This is a genomic window from Nitrosomonas sp. Nm33 (assembly GCF_900107265.1).
Lineage (GTDB): Bacteria > Pseudomonadota > Gammaproteobacteria > Burkholderiales > Nitrosomonadaceae > Nitrosomonas.
Window position 1 is genome coordinate 1 of record NZ_FNPJ01000030.1, and the last position, 21,134, is coordinate 21,134.

Annotated in this window: 21 protein-coding genes and 1 pseudogene; 19 read left to right on the forward strand and 3 right to left on the reverse strand. The window is 43.7% G+C overall.

Annotation, left to right across the window (positions count from 1 at the left end):
- The first annotated feature begins 381 nt into the window (after window positions 1–381).
- The 5 genes from BLV54_RS07830 (at window position 382) to BLV54_RS07850 (ending at window position 4,929) form a co-directional block, all read left to right on the forward strand.
- Window positions 382–1,032, forward strand: a complete 651-nt coding sequence (locus tag BLV54_RS07830; RefSeq protein ID WP_090570277.1) for a shikimate kinase — start codon at window positions 382–384, stop codon at window positions 1,030–1,032.
- Window positions 1,033–1,067: 35 nt separating this feature from the next.
- Window positions 1,068–2,168 (forward strand): 3-dehydroquinate synthase, encoded by a 1,101-nt coding sequence (gene aroB, locus BLV54_RS07835; RefSeq protein ID WP_090570280.1) that lies wholly within the window; start codon window positions 1,068–1,070, stop codon window positions 2,166–2,168.
- Window positions 2,161–3,282 (forward strand): deoxyguanosinetriphosphate triphosphohydrolase, encoded by a 1,122-nt coding sequence (locus BLV54_RS07840; RefSeq protein WP_090570216.1) that lies wholly within the window; start codon window positions 2,161–2,163, stop codon window positions 3,280–3,282. Before aroB ends, BLV54_RS07840 begins: the two co-directional genes overlap by 8 nt.
- A gap of 90 nt (window positions 3,283–3,372) precedes the next feature.
- Window positions 3,373–4,128, forward strand: coding sequence for an ankyrin repeat domain-containing protein (locus BLV54_RS07845; protein ID WP_090570219.1), 756 nt, complete (start codon window positions 3,373–3,375; stop codon window positions 4,126–4,128).
- A gap of 141 nt (window positions 4,129–4,269) precedes the next feature.
- Window positions 4,270–4,929 (forward strand): tetratricopeptide repeat protein, encoded by a 660-nt coding sequence (locus tag BLV54_RS07850; RefSeq protein ID WP_090570222.1) that lies wholly within the window; start codon window positions 4,270–4,272, stop codon window positions 4,927–4,929.
- 85 nt (window positions 4,930–5,014) lie between these two features.
- Here the strand turns inward: BLV54_RS07850 and BLV54_RS07855 are convergent.
- Window positions 5,015–5,245, reverse strand: a pseudogene (locus BLV54_RS07855) (nitroreductase family protein); the annotation flags it as partial.
- Between the two features lie 139 nt (window positions 5,246–5,384).
- On the opposite strand from BLV54_RS07855, the gene BLV54_RS07860 reads away from it, so the two are divergent.
- Both BLV54_RS07860 and BLV54_RS07865 read left to right on the forward strand, forming a co-directional pair.
- Window positions 5,385–5,990, forward strand: coding sequence for a cytochrome P460 family protein (locus BLV54_RS07860; protein ID WP_090570225.1), 606 nt, complete (start codon window positions 5,385–5,387; stop codon window positions 5,988–5,990).
- 326 nt (window positions 5,991–6,316) lie between these two features.
- Window positions 6,317–6,889 (forward strand): peroxiredoxin family protein, encoded by a 573-nt coding sequence (locus tag BLV54_RS07865; protein ID WP_090570228.1) that lies wholly within the window; start codon window positions 6,317–6,319, stop codon window positions 6,887–6,889.
- Window positions 6,890–6,969: 80 nt separating this feature from the next.
- On the opposite strand, the gene gloB is transcribed toward BLV54_RS07865, so the two are convergent.
- Window positions 6,970–7,734, reverse strand: a complete 765-nt coding sequence (gene gloB, locus BLV54_RS07870; RefSeq protein WP_090570283.1) for a hydroxyacylglutathione hydrolase — start codon at window positions 7,732–7,734, stop codon at window positions 6,970–6,972.
- A 33-nt stretch (window positions 7,735–7,767) separates the two neighbouring features.
- On the opposite strand from gloB, the gene BLV54_RS07875 reads away from it, so the two are divergent.
- Genes BLV54_RS07875 through dnaQ form a run of 3 tightly spaced genes read left to right on the forward strand, consistent with a single transcriptional unit; the run spans window position 7,768 to window position 9,787 of the window.
- A complete protein-coding gene (locus BLV54_RS07875; protein WP_256329271.1) occupies window positions 7,768–8,562 on the forward strand; it encodes a class I SAM-dependent methyltransferase in 795 nt (264 codons plus the stop codon).
- Window positions 8,563–8,582: 20 nt separating this feature from the next.
- Window positions 8,583–9,083 carry a ribonuclease HI gene (gene rnhA / locus BLV54_RS07880; protein WP_090570233.1) on the forward strand — a complete coding sequence of 167 codons (501 nt, stop codon included), beginning with the start codon at window positions 8,583–8,585 and terminating at the stop codon, window positions 9,081–9,083.
- Window positions 9,083–9,787 carry a DNA polymerase III subunit epsilon gene (dnaQ, locus tag BLV54_RS07885; protein ID WP_090570236.1) on the forward strand — a complete coding sequence of 235 codons (705 nt, stop codon included), beginning with the start codon at window positions 9,083–9,085 and terminating at the stop codon, window positions 9,785–9,787. The genes rnhA and dnaQ overlap by 1 nt, the downstream gene beginning before the upstream one ends.
- A gap of 69 nt (window positions 9,788–9,856) precedes the next feature.
- Here dnaQ and BLV54_RS07890 read toward each other — a convergent pair whose 3' ends face one another.
- Window positions 9,857–11,242 carry an aspartate aminotransferase family protein gene (locus tag BLV54_RS07890; RefSeq protein WP_090570239.1) on the reverse strand — a complete coding sequence of 462 codons (1,386 nt, stop codon included), beginning with the start codon at window positions 11,240–11,242 and terminating at the stop codon, window positions 9,857–9,859.
- A gap of 444 nt (window positions 11,243–11,686) precedes the next feature.
- Here BLV54_RS07890 and ndk point away from each other — a divergent pair, with 444 nt between their 5' ends.
- The 9 genes from ndk to der all read left to right on the forward strand — a co-directional run bounded on the left by ndk (window position 11,687) and on the right by der (window position 21,105).
- Window positions 11,687–12,112, forward strand: a complete 426-nt coding sequence (gene ndk, locus BLV54_RS07895; RefSeq protein ID WP_090570241.1) for a nucleoside-diphosphate kinase — start codon at window positions 11,687–11,689, stop codon at window positions 12,110–12,112.
- Between the two features lie 35 nt (window positions 12,113–12,147).
- On the forward strand, window positions 12,148–13,296 hold the full coding sequence (rlmN, locus tag BLV54_RS07900; protein WP_090570286.1) for a dual-specificity RNA methyltransferase RlmN: 1,149 nt from the start codon (window positions 12,148–12,150) through the stop codon (window positions 13,294–13,296).
- Entirely contained in the window at window positions 13,293–14,084 is a 792-nt protein-coding gene (gene pilW, locus BLV54_RS07905; RefSeq protein WP_090570243.1) for a type IV pilus biogenesis/stability protein PilW, read from the forward strand. Before rlmN ends, pilW begins: the two co-directional genes overlap by 4 nt.
- Complete coding sequence (locus tag BLV54_RS07910; RefSeq protein ID WP_090570246.1) at window positions 14,077–15,111, forward strand: RodZ domain-containing protein; 1,035 nt, start codon at window positions 14,077–14,079, stop codon at window positions 15,109–15,111. The genes pilW and BLV54_RS07910 overlap by 8 nt, the downstream gene beginning before the upstream one ends.
- A 50-nt stretch (window positions 15,112–15,161) precedes the next feature.
- Window positions 15,162–16,406: a flavodoxin-dependent (E)-4-hydroxy-3-methylbut-2-enyl-diphosphate synthase gene (ispG, locus tag BLV54_RS07915; RefSeq protein ID WP_090570249.1), complete on the forward strand. Its 1,245-nt coding sequence runs from the start codon at window positions 15,162–15,164 to the stop codon at window positions 16,404–16,406.
- Window positions 16,399–17,661, forward strand: a complete 1,263-nt coding sequence (gene hisS / locus BLV54_RS07920; protein ID WP_090570288.1) for a histidine--tRNA ligase — start codon at window positions 16,399–16,401, stop codon at window positions 17,659–17,661. Before ispG ends, hisS begins: the two co-directional genes overlap by 8 nt.
- A gap of 29 nt (window positions 17,662–17,690) precedes the next feature.
- On the forward strand, window positions 17,691–18,338 hold the full coding sequence (locus BLV54_RS07925) for a YfgM family protein (protein ID WP_090570252.1): 648 nt from the start codon (window positions 17,691–17,693) through the stop codon (window positions 18,336–18,338).
- Between the two features lie 30 nt (window positions 18,339–18,368).
- Complete coding sequence (gene bamB / locus BLV54_RS07930; protein WP_256329272.1) at window positions 18,369–19,589, forward strand: outer membrane protein assembly factor BamB; 1,221 nt, start codon at window positions 18,369–18,371, stop codon at window positions 19,587–19,589.
- A 109-nt stretch (window positions 19,590–19,698) separates the two neighbouring features.
- Window positions 19,699–21,105 (forward strand): ribosome biogenesis GTPase Der, encoded by a 1,407-nt coding sequence (der, locus tag BLV54_RS07935; protein WP_090570258.1) that lies wholly within the window; start codon window positions 19,699–19,701, stop codon window positions 21,103–21,105.
- Window positions 21,106–21,134 lie beyond the last annotated feature (29 nt).

Consider the following 21,134-nt stretch of genomic DNA (forward strand, 5'->3'; position numbering starts at 1 on the left):
GGGCCTCACGCCTTGCGAATACATTTGCAAAATATGGACAAAGGAGCCAGAACGATTTAACGTTGATCCTTCCCAGCATACCGTGGGACTAAACATCTAAGGGGATTGGGGAAAACATTCCCTATGACATGAGCAATTTTATCAGAGTCTCATTTGGGAGGTATTTATAACGCTGACTGAGGTTCCATAGCGATCAACGGAGATGTGGGGGCTCAGTGGCGTGATGCTGAGTAATTTTGTAGCATTTAGTCTAATTTTATTTATTATCTTGGCGCGCAGGGAAGCAGGATCGGTTATTTATAAAAATTAGAATAGATGAATTTTTTTATGGACTGTTTGGAATCTCTGCGTAGGCGAAAGTATTCCGTTACAATTGTCCTTATGCAATTAATCAAACCAACTACAAAAAAAAATCACGATGTAAAGTTTTTACAGGGGAATGTTATTCTCGTAGGTATGATGGGTGCTGGAAAAACTACGATTGGTAAATTACTGGCAAATTACATGGGTAAAACGTTTGTCGATTCCGATCATGAGATTCAACAGCGTACTGGCGTTAAAATTCCTTTGATTTTTGAAATTGAAGGAGAGGTTGGGTTTCGTAGACGTGAAACGGAGGTGTTGCATGAGCTGGTGCAAGCAGAGAATATTGTGCTTGCTACTGGTGGAGGAGCAGTGCTGAGTGCTGAAAATCGTGCTTTATTAAGACAGCATGGTATCGTGGTTTATTTGAGTGCATCCGTGGATGAATTGCAACGAAGAACGCGCTCTGATAAAAATAGGCCATTACTTCAGACAGAGGACTTGCATGCGAGATTAACAGAGCTTCATGCTCAACGCGATGCTCTATATCGCGAAGCAGCGCATATCATTATAGATAGCGGAAAACAAGGGGTGCGCTCTCTCGTACAACGGCTCGCCCGAAAACTGCTTTTCTTCAAATTTAAAAAACTCCGGGCTGAGGCGTTAAATCGAAAAAAAACCGCGATCAAGGCTTATCAATCAAATAATTATGAATCCCAGAAGGGATGAGTTTTTCCCGAAAATGATTGCTTCATATGAATGACATGCAGACTGTTAAGGTAGCGTTATTTTCTCCCAAGCAGGATCGAAGTTATCCCATCCATATCGGTAATGAGATATTAGAGCGGGTAGATTTGATATTGCCTCATTTGCCTCAAAAACGGGTTGCGATTGTAACTAATACTACTGTAGCCCCTCTTTATCTGGATAGATTCCGTATGGCGTTAGAGCGGCATGAGGTCTGCTCAATTGCAATTATTTTGCCTGATGGTGAGGATCATAAAAATTGGCAAACATTAAATTTGATTTTCGATGCTTTATTGGAGCAACGCTGTGAGCGAAAAACTACCCTGATTGCATTGGGAGGAGGGGTTATTGGTGATCTGACAGGGTTTGCGGCAGCGACTTATTTGCGAGGCGTACCTTTTATTCAAATTCCTACTACATTACTCGCGCAAGTGGATTCTTCAGTGGGCGGTAAGACAGGCATTAACCATCCGCTTGGCAAAAATTTGATTGGTGCATTTTATCAACCACGAGTTGTGCTGACAGATAGTAAAACACTTAATACCTTGCCGGACAGAGAATTGCGTGCCGGCATTGCAGAAGTGATCAAATACGGTCTCATACATGATGCTGATTTTTTTACGTGGTTGGAGCAGAACATTACTGGGTTGATTGCGCGCGATGCTGACATTCTAAGTAAAGCCATTTGTCGCAGTTGTGAGATCAAAGCGGAAATTGTTGCCGCAGATGAGCGTGAGAGCGGCATGCGGGCACTGCTTAATCTTGGCCACACCTTTGGTCATGCAATTGAAAACGCAATGGGTTACGGTGTATGGTTGCACGGTGAAGCGGTTGCTGCGGGCATTATAATGGCTGCAGAGCTGTCAAAACAACTAAAATTTATCAATGAAATCGATTTCGAGCGCATACACAGTATATTTCAAAAGGCAGGGCTACCGGTCATTGCGCCAAAACTTTCTCCAGATGATTACTTGCGATTGATGAAGCTTGATAAAAAAGTAGAAGAAGGGAGAATGCGTTTTATTTTGCTGAAGCGTATTGGTGAGGCGATGATGAGTCATGATGTTCCTGCATCAACTTTAAGAGGGACGTTGCTAACTTGTATGGCAAATGAATGACTTGGCACCTTACGCAGTATCATCTGTTAATTCGCGCGGACGCCTCATCAAAGAAACACCTCCTGCTGGTCGTAGTGAATTTCAGCGCGATCGTGACCGGGTAATTCATTCAACAGCTTTCCGTCGGCTCGAATATAAAACACAGGTATTTGTTAACCATGAAGGTGATTTGTTTCGCACTCGCTTGACACATAGTCTGGAGGTGGCCCAGATTGGACGTTCTATTGCGCGAAATTTGCAGCTGAATGAGGATTTAGTTGAAGCAATAGCGCTGGCGCATGATCTAGGGCACACACCTTTTGGCCACGCAGGGCAGGATGCTTTGAATGATTGCATGAAGGAATATGGTGGTTTTGAGCATAATCTTCAGTCTTTAAGAATAGTTGATGTGCTTGAAGAACGTTACGGTGCTTTTGATGGTTTGAATTTGTGCTTTGAAACCCGTGAAGGCATCCTCAAGCATGTTTCTAGAAAAAATGCCGAAAAGCTGGGTGAAGTAGGAGAGCGTTTTTTAATCAACCAAAGACCTTCACTGGAGGCACAGCTTGCCAATTTTGCTGATGAAATTGCGTACAATAATCATGATGTGGACGATGGTTCACGTTCCGGTTTTATTACCTTGTCGCAACTGGAAAAGATAGAGATATTTTCCAGACACCTATGGCAGGTGAAAAGAGACTATCCGAATATTGATGGCCGACGTTTAATTCATGAAACGATACGTGGCATGATTAATAGTGTAGCAACAGATTTAACCCTGCAAAGTAAAAGCAACATTGAAAATGTGCGGCCAGATGGCCTGGATGCAGTGCGATCAGCGGCATACCTGATTGGATTCAGCGAAAAGATAAAGCAGGAGCAGCAGGAATTAAAAAGCTTTTTGCAGGAGAATCTTTATCGGCATTTTCAAGTAACACGCATGAGTAATAAGGCGCACCATACGATTAAAATGTTATTCAATGCGTTCAACTCAGATATTCGACTACTACCTCCAGCATATCAGATTAAATTTTCTCAATATGGACATCAGGCTATTGCTGATTATATCGCGGGCATGACTGATCGTTTTGCAATCAAGGAATATCAACGGTTATTTATCATCAGTGAAAGTTAAAATTCATTTTTGATGAATAACAGAGGATTTTAAATAGATCTATCTGCTACTGATTACTAAGTTGAGTGAATATATAGAGGAGGAATAAAAATGATCTGGTCAAGAATTAATTTATATGCTTTAGGAATCCTGATAGGGTTACTACATTTTGCAAGCCATGCATTGGCTGGTTTAGAAAATAATGATCTGGTTAATGCAGCTACACGCGGCAGCTTGTCCCAAGTGAAAGCATTACTTTCAATGTCTGAGAAAAATTATGAAACACGCGATAAGAATATGGCATTGGTAGGTGCAGTGGAGAATGGCCACGAAAGTATCGTCAAGCTTTTGCTTGACTCTGGAGCAGACGCAAATGTGAAGGCAAAAAATGGCCGGACTGTGTTTATATTGGCTGCGCAGGATAACCGCCTGGGTATCGCGCAGGCACTACTTGCTGCTGATGCAGATATAAACGCGGTTACCGACAATGGGCTGACAGCATTGATGTTAGCGTCGCAAAGAAATCACCTGGAGATAGTGCGCTTATCGCTCGAAACGGGTGTTGATGTCAATGCTGCTACAAATGAAGGTGTTACAGCACTTATGTTTGCATCGCAAGTGGGTAACCAAATCGTTGTCCAGTATTTGCTGCAAGCAAACGCCAATGTTAATAGCCAAGCAAAAAATGGTGCAACTGCGCTGATGCTAGCCGCACAAAATGGCCATCAAGGAGTGACAATGACGCTACTTGCTGTGGGTGCGGAAATTAATACTAAGGCAGAAAATGGTGCGACTGCATTATTGCTGGCTAAAAAATATGATCATAAGGGTGTCATTGAATTACTTCAAAAAGCAGGTGCCAAATAGAGATTATTCTGAGTAATAATCTTATGAATTTCTTATTGATTTATCAGCTTGAGTTTGATGGTTTATCTGACTGTAGTACAACCAAAATGGTATAATTTTCATTAAATTTTTACCTGCCGATAAGAAGGGCAAAACTACTAGATGAATACGCGTGCTTTTACATTAATTGCTTTATTACTGCTTGCTGGCTGCGGTGAAGGTACATCCCCTGGAACAGATGAATCTTCAACGAGATTCCCGGATGAGATCACTGCCATCAATGAATTGCCTTCCGTATTTGAAGAAGGATTAACTCCGGAACAAAAGGCTGATTTGCTGAAAAAAATCATGCCAATGGCGGATGATGGATTATCACCTGAAGAACGATTTCTAAAATTACGCCAGGATGCGGAAGCGGGCGATGCTGAAGCGCAGACTGCTCTTGGTTTCTTGTTCTATTCTGGAGAGGCCATATCCAGGGATGCGACGGGAAAAATTATGGACTATGACCTTGAATCAGCTGCAGGCTGGTTTCATCGTGCTGCAGAGCAAGGGCATGCGGGTGCCCAATTTAATCTGGGTCTGATGTACGCCGAAGGTCATGGCGTTCCACAAGATCCCGCCAAAGCAGTGGAGTGGTTTACCAAGGCTGCTGAACAAGGCAACGTGGATGCGCAAAATAACCTCGGTGTCATGTATCTGGTAGGCGAGGGTGTGCCTAAAGATATGAATAAAGCGATTGAATGGTTTGAGAAGGCTGCGAAACAGGGAAATGAAGAAGCCAAAGAAAATCTTAAGGCAATACGAGCCGCGGGAAATTAGGCTGATATGTCATTTTTTATTGGTTTGTAATCATTCTCAGATATTTCTAATCACAAAGTATTGCAAGGAAGCATGGAGGGAGAGTCTAGAATTTGTTATAAGAGATGACTTCTTTTAAAGGAAGTTGTCCACCACGTGGCCATGCTTCCTTGATTCCCCTGCCAATAGCAACAAACATTGAGATCACATGGTCTTCAGGCAGTTTAATCAGTTTTGCGACTGCTTCAAAATCAAATCCATCCATCGGGCAAGAAGCATAACCCATTTCTTGAGCTGCTAGCATAAGTGTCATTGCTGCCATTCCGCATGAACGCATTGTTTATATTTGATATAACAAGTGTAATTGATTCTTGCCTTGACGCAGTATGCAGCTCTGTCTACCATTAAAAAAGAGAGCGGTCGTTGTTGATAGCTGTCTTCTGAGTATTCTGATTTAATTACTTTAGGGATTGATTATGTCACAGTTTAAAAGAACGTTGTTAGGTGTTTTGACGCCATTATTGTTATCTGGTCTGCTAGTTGGCCAGGCAACTTCTGTTGCTGCTGGTCAGCATGATGATCGTCATGAACATGGCAGAACAACCTATGCTCATTTCAACAAGGATGGAGAGCTGCTAACACCTAAAAATTACCGTGAATGGATTTTCGTTGGTGCACCTGTGACACCAAAAGATATGAACGATGGCAATCCAGCATTCCCTGAGTTTCACAATGTGTACATTGATCCTGTTAGCTGGGCACACTGGAAGCAAACTGGAAAATTTCGTGATGGTACAATTATTGTTAAAGAATTGGTTAGTGTCGGTGCCGAGGAAGCGGCCAGTGGCAATGGTTACTTTCAGGGAGAATACCTCGGCATAGCTGCTACAGTCAAGGATTCCAAGCGTTTTGCTGATCGATTTAATAACTGGGCATACTTTGGTTTTGAAAGCTATGAAAGCAAGAGCGCAGCCCCACAAACTGATGAATCTTGCAACACTTGTCATAAAGAAAATGCCGCTGAAGACAACGTGTTTACCCAATACTACCCCGTATTGCGTGCTGGCAAACCTGGAAAGTAAGTAAAGCAACCTGATAAAGTGATGAGCAGGAGAAAAGGCTTGCTGCAATAATCCTCTCAAAGTTTTAGAAAGAGGGGGCATTTTATTCTCAGCGCTTCTCGGTGCAGAATAACTTGCCCTTTCTTTTTTAATAAAATTTAAAGAGATTTCATGCAACTCGCTTGTGTTCATGCTGTTGCTTCCTAATTCCATTATCTCCGATCAGAAATGAGGTAAAGGCAAGTTCGTTAACAGTATTAACAATGTGGCAAGAGGAAGTCGACAAAGTAAATTTTGATTTAAAATTATAATAATATGCAGTTTCTAAAACAAAAGGTAGTTAATTAATGAAAACTAATCAAGCAAATGGAAAAATTTTAGCGCCAGAACTCCAGACAGTCAGTTGGCTTAATACACCTCAACCTATTACATTAGCATCATTGCGCGGTAAGGTTGTATTACTCCATGCTTTTCAGATGCTGTGCCCAGGCTGTGTGCAAGTTGGTATTCCTCAGACGCAAAGGATATTCGAAGAATTCAATTCAGATCAAGTTGCCGTGATTGGCCTCCATACGGTCTTTGAGCATCATTCAGTAATGGGTCGTGAAGCACTTGAAGTATTTGCTTATGAGTATCGATTGCGTTTTCCGATTGGGATCGATAAGCCGAATGATCAGCATGTCATTCCGCATACCATGATGACTTATCAGATGCAAGGCACACCCACGACTATTCTAATCGATAAGACTGGTCATCTGCGCATGCATAAATTTGGTCATGTCAGTGATTTTATATTGGGTGTATCAATAGGTACTTTGCTTGCAGAAGAGGTCGATGAAACCGAACAGCTACAGTCTGCTCTAAGCAAGCAGAATGAGGCTGAATCTGTAGGGTGTGGGACGGATGGTTGTGCAGTTTAATTGCATATGAATTTAGCAGACTCTTTTTTCGCTTACTTCGATTTGGGGGAGTATGGAAAAGTAAATTTCGGAAATTTGATTTAGTAGATATCTTTCCATTTGCGAATTTCTGTAAAAACACTGAGGGGGTCTGACAGTGTTTTGCCTGAATGCTGGCTAGCAGCATGAATGATTGCTAACTGGTTGCATCGCAAAAAAGGATTTGTCGCTTTTTCGATGGCTAATGTTGAGGGAAGCGTTGGCATATCGCGCTTTCTTTGTTCTTCTATTTCGATTGCGCGTAGTGCTAAGATTGGATTGTTGGGGTCGATAGCCTTTGCAAATCGGACATTGGGCAAGGTGTACTCATGCGTGCAGTAGACAAGGGTTTCATCAGGCAGGCTGGCTAGTTTCTGAAGTGAGGCATACATCTGTTGTGCACTGCCTTCGAAGATGCGACCACAGCCACAGGCAAATAGGGTGTCGCCACAAAACAATGATTTTTCACCATAATAAGCAATATGTCCTGCTGTATGACCGGGTATATCCAATACGACCAGATCAAGTGATAACTCCGAGAGATGAACAATATCACTTTCTTTGAGGCCATGCGTAAGCCCAGGAATGTTTTCATTTGCAGGGCCATATACTGGCAGAGAATATGCTTGCGATAATGTAACATTGCCGCCAGTATGATCGTTATGGTGGTGTGTATTGAGAATGGCGATGGGTTGCAATTTCTGCTGCTGAAGATAAGCTAATACTGGTGTTGCACTTCCTGGATCGACAATGGCAGCATAATGCTGGTCGTGAATTACCCAGATATAATTGTCTTTAAAGGCGCGAACAGGGTAAATATTGAGCATGATGTTTTTTCTCGGTTTAGTAAAAATATATTTATGATAAGGCTGAGCACTAACAGCATCATGACTCTCTCCGTGCATGCTCAGGCTATGCAGCAATGGTTTGAGACTTCGCTAGGCCAATATTTGCTTGGGGAGGAGCAAAGCTATTTTGATCAAGCAGTTATCAATATTTTTGGTTATAACGCTTTGCAAATTGGATTTCCTCAGTTGAATTTTTTACGTACTAATCGTATCCCTTTTCGGTTTCGTCTTGGCATCAGCCCGGGTGCATCCTTCTATGCGTTACCTGATTTCCTGCCTATCGAAAGTGGCAGTATGGATTTGGTATTGTTACCTCATATATTGGAATTCAATTCTAATCCACATCAGATTCTTCGCGAAGTACATCGTGTTTTGATGCCAGAGGGTCATGTCGTGATCAGCGGTTTTAATCCCTTCAGCCTTTGGGGAATGAATCGATATTGGAAGGCAGCAAGAAATGAATTTCCCTGGTGCGGCCAATTCATCGCATTACCTCGTCTCAAGGATTGGTTGAAGCTGCTCGATTTCGAGATTGTTGGAGGGCGACTCGGCTGCTATGCGCCTCCTTTCGGTAAAGAGAAATGGATAAAGCATTTTCATTTTATGGAGGCCGCAGGAGATCGTTGGTGGCCGATTTCCGGTGGCGTTTATTTCTTACACGCGATTAAGCAAATCCATGGCATGCGTATTATTAAACCTTGCTGGGAAAATAGTTTGTCTACCAAAAGAAAAATTGTGCCTGCGACCCAGAAATTCAAAGGCATTGTAAAAGAGCGTAATCACGCTCAACAACCAATCATAAAATAAAATACAAAGAACTGATAAATATGCAAGATGCTACATGCGTGGTGGAGATATTTACGGATGGTGCCTGCAAGGGAAACCCGGGCGTAGGTGGATGGGGTGCTTTGCTGAAATACCAAGGGAGTACATGGGAATTATTTGGTGGTGAAGCAATGACGACTAATAATCGGATGGAATTGATCGCAGCAATTCGTGCATTGCAGGCGTTAGCATCACTGCCAGTTCCAAGGCAATCTTGCGAAATACAACTCCATACTGATTCTCGGTATGTGCAGAAAGGTATCAGTGAGTGGATACATGCCTGGAAAAATCGGGGTTGGCGTACTGCTGATAGGAAACCAGTCAAAAATGAAGAATTGTGGAGAGAGCTCGATCAATTGTCACAGCAATATCAAATTGAATGGTGTTGGGTGCGGGGGCATGCGGGGCATGATGGAAATGAGCGAGCAGATGAACTGGCTAACCAGGGAGTGGAATCAGTGACCACAAGAAAAGGAAACTCAGGCGAAAGGGTGAGTAATTGATGCGGCAAATTTTTCTTGATACCGAAACAACCGGTTTAGATCCCAAATTGGGCCATCGAATTGTTGAAATAGCCGCTGTTGAAATGTGTAACCGGCAATTGACAGGCCGTCATTTTCATTACTATCTAAATCCCGGGCGAGAAAGCGAAGCAAGTGCGTTGCAAATACATGGTCTGACCACTGAGTTTCTGCAAGATAAGCAAAAATTCCGTGATATTTGTGCGGCATTTCTAGATTTTATTGAAGGTGCAGAGCTTCTTATCCATAATGCGCCTTTTGATGTAGGGTTTCTTGATCATGAATTAGGGTTGATCAGGTTACCGCCACTAAAAAATTACTGTACCGAGATTACTGATACTCTCATTATTGCCAAAGAGATTCACCCCGGTAAGCGCAATAATTTGGATGCGTTGTGCGAGCGTTATCAGATTGATAATTCGAGGCGTACCTTACATGGCGCATTACTGGATGCGGAGCTTCTAGCCGAGGTCTATTTAGCCATGACCAGAGGGCAAGAAAGTTTGTTAATGGATTTGGATATTGCGCCATTATCGTTTGATACAGCAATCATCGTGGAAAATCTGCATTTGACAGTATTGCCTGCCAATGACAAAGAACTTGAATTGCACGAGCGGCAGCTTGAGAATATCGATAAAGAAAGCAAAGGGAAGTGCTTATGGAAACATGTAGCATTCAGCGCTTAGCTCAAAGGGGGGTGCTCTACATACCATGCTCTACCATGGAATGCTTTTTATAGTTTTCTTTAAAAATTGTTAAGTACCGGCTTTTATTCGCAGAGCCTTAGTTGCAAGCGTTTTACCTAAATCCCAAACTGCAGCAGGACCACGATGTGCATCACGGATAACAGCTTTGGTCGCATCTACTATCCACTTGATATCGGATTCTGTAAGTATGAGTGGTGGAATAAACTTGACAATATTCATGCCATGCCCTGCTACCTGGGACAGAATACGATGCCGGGAAAATAAGGGGACGGTAATCATTTGCGAGAATAATCCCTTGTTAGCCGCTTCTAACATTTTCCAGGACATCCTAAGAGACAGGCTTTGGGGTTCAGTAAATTCTAAGGCAATCATCATGCCTTTTCCTCGAATTTCCTTCAGGCATTCATATTCTCCGACAAGGGGTTGCAGTGCATCGACAATAGCTTGCCCGGATTGAGCAGATTTTTCGATCAGATTTTCTGATTCCAGTACCTCCAGAGTAGCTAATCCAGCGGCCATGGCAAGGTTACTTTTGCCGAAAGTACTGCCATGAACGACAGCGCGGTCCATACGATTGAAAACGCGATCAAAAATCCATTCCTTGCAGACTAGTGCGCCGACAGGAACGAATCCTCCCGATAGCGCTTTTGCCATGCAGAGTATATCTGGTACGACTGACCAGTGTTCTACAGCCCACCATTTACCAGTACGTCCCAGTCCCGTTTGTACTTCATCTGCGATAAATAATGCCTCATAGCGCCGAGTTAGCTCAGCAGCTTGCGGTAAGTAATGATCATCTGGTATCCAGACGCCATGCCCTTGTATCGGCTCGGTTATAAAGGCAGCCACATCTTTCTGGGAGAGCGCTTTTTCCAAAGCGGCAAGATCTCCAAAAGGTACTTCAATAAAGTCTGGCACGAGTGGGCCAAATCCTTGTTTGTAATGGGAATCCCCGGTAGCAGAAAGTGAGCCAAGACTAAGGCCATGATACCCTCCCCGGCAGTAAACAATTTTGGATTTACCTGTAGCATAACGGCTGAATTTGATCGCTGCTTCGACTGTTTCTGTTCCAGAGTTAGCAAAGAAAACACGCTCCAGACCTTCTGGACTAATGGCTACCAGCTTTTCTGCTAACATACCAGACAACAAGGAGACATCCAGTTGCACCAAATTGGGAAGATCTGCACTGAGTACATCTTTAAGTACTTGGGTGATTTGCGGATGATTGCGCCCTAATGCGAATACTCCGAAGCCGCTTAGTAAATCAAGATAGCGATTGCCTTGATCGTCAAAAAGATAAGCTCCTTCAGCCTTTACATAATGACGATCAAAGCCTATTGTTTTTAACACCTTCACCATCTGACTGTTAAGATACAGATCGTGTAAGGTGAAATTTTCTCTGCCCCGTTGCCGAATGAGTTCCTGAATATTCATAAACCAAGTTCCGTGACAGAATTGCATGCAAAAAGTTGAAAAAACATGTTTGAATCTTATGGAGTCAAAGAGGCTTTTAGTTTAGAGATCTTATCGTGGATGCTTAAATCAAGGGTGGGTATGATGGAAAAAAAACACACTATGAATGTATCTGATACTCAGATAATAAAATTTAGGAAAATACGAGGTTTAAAATAGTTAGTTTATTCTGAACAATCAAAAGCGTTTTCTTTTGAGGGTCATGACATTATCCTTGTCTAGTTATGAAGCTGTCAATATTAAAGTGCTATAAAGTAAAATGTAAACATTAAGCAGTTGAATTGGTTGTACCAGCTAATTTGGTTAATCATAACATCTTGTCTTAAGCGCTCTTTTTCAGAATCTGTATATATTTTTTGTTAGAATAGCCCTTTATTTTGATTTGTTAATTTTGTGGAGTATTTAATGGCTTTTGAAAGAACGTTGTCGATTATTAAACCGGACGCAGTAGCAAAAAATGTTATTGGCCAGATTTATTCGAGATTTGAACAGGCGGGGTTAAAAGTTATAGCTGCACGTATGACACATTTGTCCAGAATGGAGGCTGAAACTTTCTATGCAGTTCATCGTGGGCGTCCTTTTTTTAATGATCTGGTGGAATTTATGACTTCTGGACCTGTCATGGTTCAGGTACTTGAAGGAGAAAACGCTATCAGCAAAAATCGAGAATTGATGGGAGCAACAGATCCCCAAAAAGCTGAGAAAGGGACTATTCGTGCTGATTTCGCGGAAAATATCGATGCGAATGCAGTACATGGCTCGGATGCAGCCGAGACGGCGGCAGTGGAAATTGCCTGTTTTTTCCCTACATTGGATATTTATTCACGCTAAAAATAGTTTGCAGCGATGGTTGCTTGCGTATGAATATGGCTATTAATTTACTTGATTTGGATTCAGCTGGTCTCACGCGTTTCTGCATAGATATTGGAGAAAAACCATATCGTGCGAAACAATTGTTGCGTTGGATACATCAACTAGGCATGTCAGATTTTTCTGAAATGAGTGATCTGGCAAAAGCATTCCGGGAGAAACTCGCTGCTCTCGCCATTATTCAATCGCCTGAGGTTATTAGTGACCATATTGCTGCAGATGGTACTCGTAAATGGTTGTTGTCAACGGGTGCTGGAAATGCTGTGGAGATGGTTTTCATTCCTGAAGTTAATCGTGGCACACTGTGCATTTCCAGTCAGGTGGGGTGCGCCCTCGCATGCAGTTTCTGTTCAACGGGCAGGCAGGGGTTTAATCGTAATTTGACAGTTGCAGAAATCATTGGTCAGTTGTGGTGGGCAAACAAGATGCTCAAAACTGAAAAAGCTCATGAAGCTTGTTTTGTCTCAGAAAGTTCTATCCATGGTAGGGCGCACGATCAGAAAAAAGATGCTGGCCGGGCCATCAGCAATGTCGTGCTGATGGGTATGGGTGAGCCGCTGGCTAATTTTGAGAATGTCGTAACTGCGCTGGACTTGATGCTGGATGATAACACTTATGGCTTATCCAGGCGAAAAGTAACTGTCAGTACTTCCGGCCTGGTGCCTGCGATGGATCGGTTGCGCGAGCGCTGTCCCGTTGCGTTGGCAGTTTCTTTGCATGCACCGAATGATCCCTTGCGCGATCAGTTGGTACCGATTAATAAGAAATATCCAATCAAAATGTTGTTGGCTGCATGTGAGCGTTATCTCCAAGCTGCGCCTAGAGATTTCATTACATTCGAATATGTCATGCTTGACGGTGTAAATGACAGTATTGAACATGCTCATGAGTTAGTGCATCTGGTGAAAAAAATTCCTTGTAAATTGAATTTAATTCCGTTTAATTCATTTATTGGATCAGGTTATAAGCGCTCCTCATTAGAAACGATACGAATTTTTCGTGATGTGTTGATGCAAGCAGGGATCGTTACGACAGTGCGTAAAACACGAGGTGACGATATCGATGCGGCTTGCGGCCAATTGGCTGGTCAGGTGCTGGATAAAACCCGACGAGCAAGTCGCAGTATCACGAAGGTAGCTGGATGAAAAAGGCGCTGGCCGGTTTACTAGGAATGTTTGTTGGGGTGGTCACAGGATGTACTCAGCTATCTGTTAAAGAGATGGGGCAGGCTTCAGAAGAAACAAGAAAGAGAGCTCAACAAAGCGCAAAAATTCATACAGAACTCGCTGGGCAATATTACAATCGTAATCAGTATAGAGTAGCCATAGAGGAAGCTGAAATTGCATTGCGAGCAAACCCGGATTATGCACCTGCTTATAATGTACTTGGGTTGGTGTATATGAATTTGCGCGAAAATGGACGTGCGCGCTGGAATTTTGAGCGTGCACTTAAAATAGCTCCGAGCGATTCTGACGTACACAATAATTTTGGTTGGTTTCTTTGCCAGCGCCATCCTGAAGAGATGGATCTGGCGGTGGATCATTTTATGAGCGCAATAAGAAATCCACTTTACGAAATGCCTGAAAAAACATATTCGAATGCAGGAATTTGTGTGCTTAAACGTGATGAATTTGCACGAGCTAAAGCGTTCTTTCAAAAAGCCCTGGTAATTCGTCCCAACTATCCACTGGCAGTACTTGGGTTAATCGAGATTGATTTCAAGCGTGGTGATCTCAAAACAGCTAAATCAAACATTATTTCTTATATGCAAACTTATCCACTTACGTCGGAAAGTTTATGGTTGGCCATTCAAATTGAACATGCAATTGGAGATCACCAGGCTGAGGCGAGTTATGCTTTTCAGTTACAAAGGCGTTTTCCTGATTCCAATGAGGCGATAGCCCTGCGGGAAGGCAGATTAAATCATGAATAATAGTGATGAAGAGAAGCAAAAAGTATTTGATACTAGCCTGGAAGAGATCATTTCTTCTGATGGCGGTATTCGCCAAAGTATACCCGCTCAGCTTGATGCGCGTGAAAGTGGGATAGATGCGCCTAATAAGAAGTTTGCTGATCACGGAACAAATTCAGGAGAAAAGTTTAATACAGTAACTGGATGCGGGCAGTTATTACGCGTTGAAAGACTAAAACGCGGTTTGAGTGTGGGGGAGGTGGCGAGGCGATTACGATTGTCAGTGCAACAAATCAATGCGATAGAGGAAGAAGATTATAGTAAATTTCCTTCCAGCACATTTCTTCGGGGTTTCATTCGAAATTATGGTAACTTGCTCCAACTTGATACGAATTCGTTGCTTCGTTTATTAATTCAATCTACTCCGGCACTTGCTCATCAAGGTTCTGCAAAGCAGGTAAAAACGATTCCACTGATTCCGTCGAAGCGAGATGGCGGGGGGCGTGGTATATTGTTTCTGACTGTGGTCTTAATTCTGGCTTTGCTAGGTTACGGCGTATATCAGGGTGGAGATTGGGGTCAGAAGGCAGCCATAAAGAATAGTATTGATGCATCTGCTTCATCTGATTCACAAGCTGAAAATGGTCAGATCACAAGGGAATTATTGCTGCCGCAGACACCTTCAGCTCCTTCACGCAGTGTAGATACGTTAGAACCCCCAGGGAAGAGATCCTCGGAAATTGGACTTGCTCCAGTCACGCCTCCTGTGGCTGAGCCTGTTGTGACTGAGGCTGTGGAGAGTAACGAAAAAACACTGCATTTTATTTTTTCCAAAGAGTCATGGGTTGAAATAAGAGACAGCAATAAAAAAGTTATCTTTGTCAAAATGAATGCCAAAGGTACGGAGCAAGTGATAAAAGGGATACCTCCTCTTTATTTGGTGATTGGTAATGCTACTGGCGTTAATCTTACGTACAATAGCAGGTTAATTGATCTAGCTCCCTATACACGAAAAGGCGATAATGTGGCTCGCTTTTCACTGGAATAGTCTCTTATTTTGTTCATCAAATTTTTAGTTCTTTTTCAGGTTTTATAGAAATGTCTCAAAACAATATTTCTTCACCACGACGCAGAAGTATCGGTGTACGCGTAGGTGCCGTTACGATTGGCGGTGATGCACCTGTCATTGTGCAATCGATGACTAATACTGATACAGCGGATGAAGTGGCTACTGCCATACAGGTTGCCCAATTGGCGCGTGCCGGTTCAGAGCTGGTACGGATTACAGTCAATACAGCGGAAGCAGCCAAAGCCGTGCCAGCGATTCGTGCAAGATTGGACGATATGGGCTGTCATGTGCCATTGGTGGGTGATTTTCATTTTAATGGTCACAAATTATTGACAGCTTATCCGGATTGTGCCAAAGCACTAGACAAGTATCGCATCAATCCGGGCAATGTAGGTCATGGCAAGAAGCGTGATGAGCAGTTTGCTACGCTGATCGAGACAGCTTGTAAATATGATAAGCCTGTACGAATTGGCGTAAATTGGGGCAGCTTGGATCCCGAAATGCTGGCACGCATCATGGATGAAAATGCCAAATCGGCTGAACCGATGGATGCTGGTCAAGTGATGCGTAAGGCCCTTATTACTTCTGCGTTGGAGAGCGCGGCTAAAGCGGAAGAGCTTGGACTTCCTCGAGATCACATCGTATTGTCTTGCAAGGTAAGTGGTGTACAAGATTTGATAGCAGTCTATCGCGAGCTGGCGGACCAATGTGATTATGCGTTGCACTTGGGGCTGACAGAAGCGGGAATGGGATCAAAGGGGATCGTTGCATCGACTGCGGCATTGTCAGTGCTGTTGTTTGAAGGTATAGGCGATACTATACGGATATCCCTGACTCCTGAGCCTGGAGGAGATCGTGCACGTGAAGTTATCGTGGCGCAGGAAATCCTTCAGACCATGGGTTTGCGGGCATTTGTTCCACTTGTGGCAGCATGCCCAGGCTGCGGGCGAACGACGAGTACTTATTTTCAGGAGTTAGCTGAAAGTATCCAGGCTTATGTACGAGAGCAAATGGTCAGTTGGCGTGAGCAATACGATGGAGTAGAAAACATGACGCTCGCGGTGATGGGGTGTGTGGTCAATGGCCCGGGAGAGAGCAAGCATGCCAATATAGGTATTAGCTTACCTGGCTCAGGAGAAAATCCAGTGGCACCCGTTTTTGTGGATGGGCAAAAAACGGTTACTCTGAAAGGAGATAACATCGCAGGTGAGTTTCGTCGCATCGTTGATGAATATGTGCGCACCAAATACCCAAAAAAATCAATTCATGTCTAATATGATTCAGGCTATTCGGGGGATGAACGATATCCTGCCGGAGGAAACGCATCGTTGGGAGTTTTTCGAGGATACCGTACGCGCTTGGCTGGCAAGCTATGGTTACCGTAATATTCGTACTCCCATCGTTGAACAAACTGATTTATTCATACGTTCGATTGGTGCAGTGACTGATATTGTCGAAAAAGAGATGTACACGTTTGAGGACCATCTTAATGGAGACAGCCTGACATTGCGGCCAGAAGGAACCGCTGCCTGTGTGCGAGCGGTGCTTGAGCATAATCTGCTTTATGCAGGACCACAGAGATTGTATTACTATGGGCCGATGTTTCGTCATGAACGCCCACAAAAAGGGCGTTACCGGCAATTTCATCAAGTTGGCGTAGAGGCACTTGGCTATTCAGACGCTGATATTGATGCAGAGCTGATTATTATGGGTGCACGACTTTGGCGTCAGTTGGGTATTTCAGGTGTACGTCTGGAAATTAGTACGCTTGGAAGTACCGAATCGCGTGCCATTTATCGATCGAGGCTTATTAAGTATTTTGAGCGGCATCAGGATGAGCTGGATGAAGATGCTCGCAGGCGCTTGCATAGCAATCCACTACGCATTCTCGATAGTAAAAATCCGCTTATGCGTGAAATTCTGACTGGAGCACCCCGGTTATTGGATGATCTGGATGAGGATTCACTTCAACATTTTGAAGCGTTGCAACACCTGTTACATGAGCAAGGTATTGATTTTGAGATAAATCCCCGCCTGGTGAGGGGATTGGACTATTACAATCGTACTGTATTCGAGTGGGTAACCGATAAGCTTGGCGCCCAAGGGACAATATGCGCCGGAGGGCGTTATGATGGCCTAATCGCGCAAATGGGTGGTAAGCCGGCACCTGCCTGTGGGTTTGCAATGGGGATTGAACGAATTCTTACTTTGATGAGCGAAAGTGAAATTCAAATTCCAAGCCCCACTGTAGATATTTATGTTGTTCATCAAGGAGAGATCGCAGCGGGTTTTGCCTGGAAAGCAGCAGAATGGTTTCGGAATGAAGGATTAAATGCCATTTTGCATTGCAGTGGTGGGAGTTTCAAATCACAAATGAAAAAGGCAGATGTCAGTGGTGCTCGTTTTGCCGTCATTATTGGTGATGATGAAGCAAAAGAAGGAGAAGTGAGTATCAAACCATTGCGTGAGGCAACTGAGCAGGTGAGAGTGGGGTTAGTGGAAGCCGGTCCGCTACTCAAACGAATTTAATCGTTAATTATCTAGACAGACAAAGAAAAATGACAGCTTATAATCTGGAAGAACAGGAAAAAATAGATGGGCTAAAATCTTGGTGGGCGACGCATGGTAACACAGTGATTATCATGGTGACGACCGTTATTGCCGCGATAGTCGGGACGCAGGCATGGAACTATTATCAAAAACAGCAAACGCAGCAGGCTGCTGATTTATTTGCTGTCTTGCAACAGCAAGTTGAGAAGGGTAGTGATCCTGGAAAGATTAATGACGCCGCACATTTGTTGACAGAAGGCTTTCCTGCCAGCGGGTATGCCTCACGCGCAGCACTCATTGCTGCACAGGCAAATGTAAATGCTGGTGATAGTCAAACAGCTAAAAGTAAACTGCAATGGGTTCTCGATATGAGTAAGGAGCCAGAGCTAAAGGATATTGCGCGCTTGCGCCTAGCTGGCATCTTGTTGGATGAGAAAAAATATGAAGAGGCTTTGAGTTTGCTGAATGCTCAGCATGGGAAATCTTTTGATGGGCTTTATGCTGATTTGAAAGGGGATATCCTGGCTGCGTCTGGAAAAATAACAGAAGCACGCATTGCTTATCAACAAGCAATCGATAAATTGAGTGGTGGGAGAAGCGTCTATCAGAACATTGTTCAGATGAAGCTGGATGCTTTGAGAGAGAACAAGCAGTAAATATTCGTCAATTTGCGTGTGGAGTATCTTTTGTTGCTTAGAGCAGGCACTTCTTTTTTACGACGCTTCGTATTATTTGCGGTATTGGTCTTACTGACTGGATGCGCAAGTATGGGTGATTTGGGTATCGGTAATATTGGTGATCTGGGTATCAGTAATTTGGTTGATCTGCTGAGTAATAAAGATGAAAACGAAGTCGATAAGGAAGAAATTGCAGCATTAAAAGCAGTGCCTGAGATACCGCTATTATGGAAGCACAGTCTGAATAAGAGCAAGATAGCGGTATTTTCTCCCATTTATGAGAATGGTGCAGTCTATGCCGCTGATGCAAAAGGATCCCTGGTTCGCCTTGATCCTGCTAATGGAAAAGAGACTTTGCAGATAGAGACTGAGCATAAATTGTCAGGGGGAGTGGGTGCTGGTCAGGGAACAATTCTGGTTGGAACGTTTAATGGCGAGGTGCTTGCGTTTGACGAAATAGGTCATGAGCGCTGGAAAACGCGTGTGACCAGTGAAGTATTAAGTCAACCACAGATCGATAGCGGTATGGTCATTGTACGAAGCGCAGATGGTAGGATTTTTGGATTAGATGCTATTGATGGTAGTCGCAAATGGATTTATCAAGGACCTACTCCTGCGTTGACAATGAGAAATTTTGCCGGTGTATTAATTTCTCGCGGAGCTATATTTGCTGGATTAACCGGCGGCAAACTAGTGGCAATGAGTTTGTCGAATGGTAATGTAGGCTGGGAGGCGACTGTTTCGCAACCACGAGGGGTAACAGAGCTGGAACGTATGACGGATATCGCTGGTCTACCTGTTATTGATGATCAACAAGTTTGTGCTGTGGCCTATCATGGTCGTATCGGTTGCTTTGAAATCAACGATGGTAATCAGATTTGGGCGAGAGACGCTTCTAGCAATGCTGGCCTTGCCATGGATAACAATAATGTCTATGTCAGTGAAGATAGTGGTGCGGTCGTGGCTTATGATAAAAGAAGTGGAGCCATGATGTGGAAGCAGGCTAAACTGGGTAGCCGTAAATTATCTGCACCCTTGCTTGTTCGTGGTGCGCTCTTAGCAGTAGGTGATGCTGAAGGTAATGTCTCTTTACTTAGGCGGCATGACGGTAGCTTGGCTGCACGAGCTTCCACGGATGGCGGCGCGATTTTGAACCGTCCGGAATATATTCCTGATGGTTTTGTCGTGCAAACTTCAAACGGCGGGATTTATGCTTTTGCTGTGCAGTAACGGTTGTTCATAATACATTTTTTATACTTTTCACAATAAATTTCAAAATGCTTTTACCCATTGTGGGAGAAAGCATGCATCTTTTCAGTCATTATCATTTCCTGCAATCATGAAACCTACGCTTGTGCTGGTTGGGCGTCCCAATGTCGGTAAATCAACACTCTTTAATCGTCTCACACGGAGCCGTGATGCCATCGTGGCAGATATTCCAGGATTGACGCGTGATCGACATTATGGTCACGGCAAGATAGGCGATAAACCTTATATTGTCGTGGATACGGGTGGTTTTGAACCTGTTGTGAAGTCGGGTGTTTTGCATGCGATGGCCAGGCAGACACTCCAGGCAGTGGATGAGGCGGATGTTGTTTTATTTGTGGCTGATGGGCGGCAAGGATTGATGCCACATGACAAAATTATTGCTGAACATCTGCGGCAAACTGGCCGCAAAATTCTGCTAGTCGTAAATAAAACTGAGGGCATGCGAACAGCCATCGTCACTTCGGAATTTTATGAGCTGGGTTTGGGAGAACCCTGTGCGATTTCAGCTATTCATGGCGATCATGTGGGCGAGCTCATTGAGCTGGCTTTAGCTGGCTTTTTTCCTCAGCAAGAAGAAATTGAGGAGAGAACGGAAAAATATCCCAAAATTGCTATTGTCGGACGACCCAATGTAGGCAAGTCAACACTGATCAATACGCTGCTGGGTGAAGAACGTGTCATTGCCTTTGATCAACCGGGTACGACCCGGGACAGTATTTATATTGATTTTGAGTACCATCAGCACCATTACACTTTAATCGATACAGCAGGCTTGCGTCGTCGTGGCAAGGTATTCGAGACGATAGAGAAATTTTCAGTCATCAAAACGCTGCAAGCAATTGAGGATGCAAATGTGGTGGTTCTGGTTCTTGATGCAAGAAATGATATTTCTGATCAGGATGCGCATATTGCTGGATTTATCCTGGAAACGGGAAGAGCATTGGTCATCGCTATTAACAAGTGGGATGGTCTGGATGAGTATCAACGAGATGCTGTCAAGCAAGAGATTGCACGAAGGTTTGCGTTTCTTGATTATGCTAAATATCACTATATCTCTGCGTTACATGGAAGTGGCATAAGAGGACTGTTTCCATCGATTGATGCCGCTTATGCCGCCGCAATGGCTGATCTGCCAACACCTAAACTGACACGCGCTTTACTGGTGGCTGTGGCAAAACAATCGCCTCCTCGGGGAGGGATGTCTCGTCCCAAATTGCGCTATGCTCATCAAGGAGGATCCAATCCTCCCTTGATCATTGTTCATGGCAGCATGCTGGATCATGTGCCAGAAACTTATCGCCGTTATCTGGAAAATACATTTCGTGCAACTTTCCGGCTGGAAGGTACGCCGTTACGAATAGAATTTAGGACGGGCTACAATCCTTACGCTAATAAAAAACCTGCACCACTGACTGAAGAAGAAGCCAGGCGAGCACATAGCCGGCGACGCCGCAACAGAAAAAAATATGGTCGATGAGATTCATTTGTATTAGAAAGATCGGAATG

Bases quoted from the DNA above. Each gene is read 5' to 3' on its own strand.
- BLV54_RS07830 (WP_090570277.1), top strand. From the start codon at position 382: ATGCAATTAATCAAACCAACTACAAAAAAAAATCACGATGTAAAGTTT.
- aroB (WP_090570280.1), top strand. From the start codon at position 1,068: ATGCAGACTGTTAAGGTAGCGTTATTTTCTCCCAAGCAGGATCGAAGT.
- BLV54_RS07840 (WP_090570216.1), top strand. From the start codon at position 2,161: ATGAATGACTTGGCACCTTACGCAGTATCATCTGTTAATTCGCGCGGA.
- BLV54_RS07845 (WP_090570219.1), top strand. From the start codon at position 3,373: ATGATCTGGTCAAGAATTAATTTATATGCTTTAGGAATCCTGATAGGG.
- BLV54_RS07850 (WP_090570222.1), top strand. From the start codon at position 4,270: ATGAATACGCGTGCTTTTACATTAATTGCTTTATTACTGCTTGCTGGC.
- BLV54_RS07860 (WP_090570225.1), top strand. From the start codon at position 5,385: ATGTCACAGTTTAAAAGAACGTTGTTAGGTGTTTTGACGCCATTATTG.
- BLV54_RS07865 (WP_090570228.1), top strand. From the start codon at position 6,317: ATGAAAACTAATCAAGCAAATGGAAAAATTTTAGCGCCAGAACTCCAG.
- gloB (WP_090570283.1), bottom strand. From the start codon at position 7,734: ATGCTCAATATTTACCCTGTTCGCGCCTTTAAAGACAATTATATCTGG.
- BLV54_RS07875 (WP_256329271.1), top strand. From the start codon at position 7,768: ATGATAAGGCTGAGCACTAACAGCATCATGACTCTCTCCGTGCATGCT.
- rnhA (WP_090570233.1), top strand. From the start codon at position 8,583: ATGCAAGATGCTACATGCGTGGTGGAGATATTTACGGATGGTGCCTGC.
- dnaQ (WP_090570236.1), top strand. From the start codon at position 9,083: ATGCGGCAAATTTTTCTTGATACCGAAACAACCGGTTTAGATCCCAAA.
- BLV54_RS07890 (WP_090570239.1), bottom strand. From the start codon at position 11,242: ATGAATATTCAGGAACTCATTCGGCAACGGGGCAGAGAAAATTTCACC.
- ndk (WP_090570241.1), top strand. From the start codon at position 11,687: ATGGCTTTTGAAAGAACGTTGTCGATTATTAAACCGGACGCAGTAGCA.
- rlmN (WP_090570286.1), top strand. From the start codon at position 12,148: ATGGCTATTAATTTACTTGATTTGGATTCAGCTGGTCTCACGCGTTTC.
- pilW (WP_090570243.1), top strand. From the start codon at position 13,293: ATGAAAAAGGCGCTGGCCGGTTTACTAGGAATGTTTGTTGGGGTGGTC.
- BLV54_RS07910 (WP_090570246.1), top strand. From the start codon at position 14,077: ATGAATAATAGTGATGAAGAGAAGCAAAAAGTATTTGATACTAGCCTG.
- ispG (WP_090570249.1), top strand. From the start codon at position 15,162: ATGTCTCAAAACAATATTTCTTCACCACGACGCAGAAGTATCGGTGTA.
- hisS (WP_090570288.1), top strand. From the start codon at position 16,399: ATGTCTAATATGATTCAGGCTATTCGGGGGATGAACGATATCCTGCCG.
- BLV54_RS07925 (WP_090570252.1), top strand. From the start codon at position 17,691: ATGACAGCTTATAATCTGGAAGAACAGGAAAAAATAGATGGGCTAAAA.
- der (WP_090570258.1), top strand. From the start codon at position 19,699: ATGAAACCTACGCTTGTGCTGGTTGGGCGTCCCAATGTCGGTAAATCA.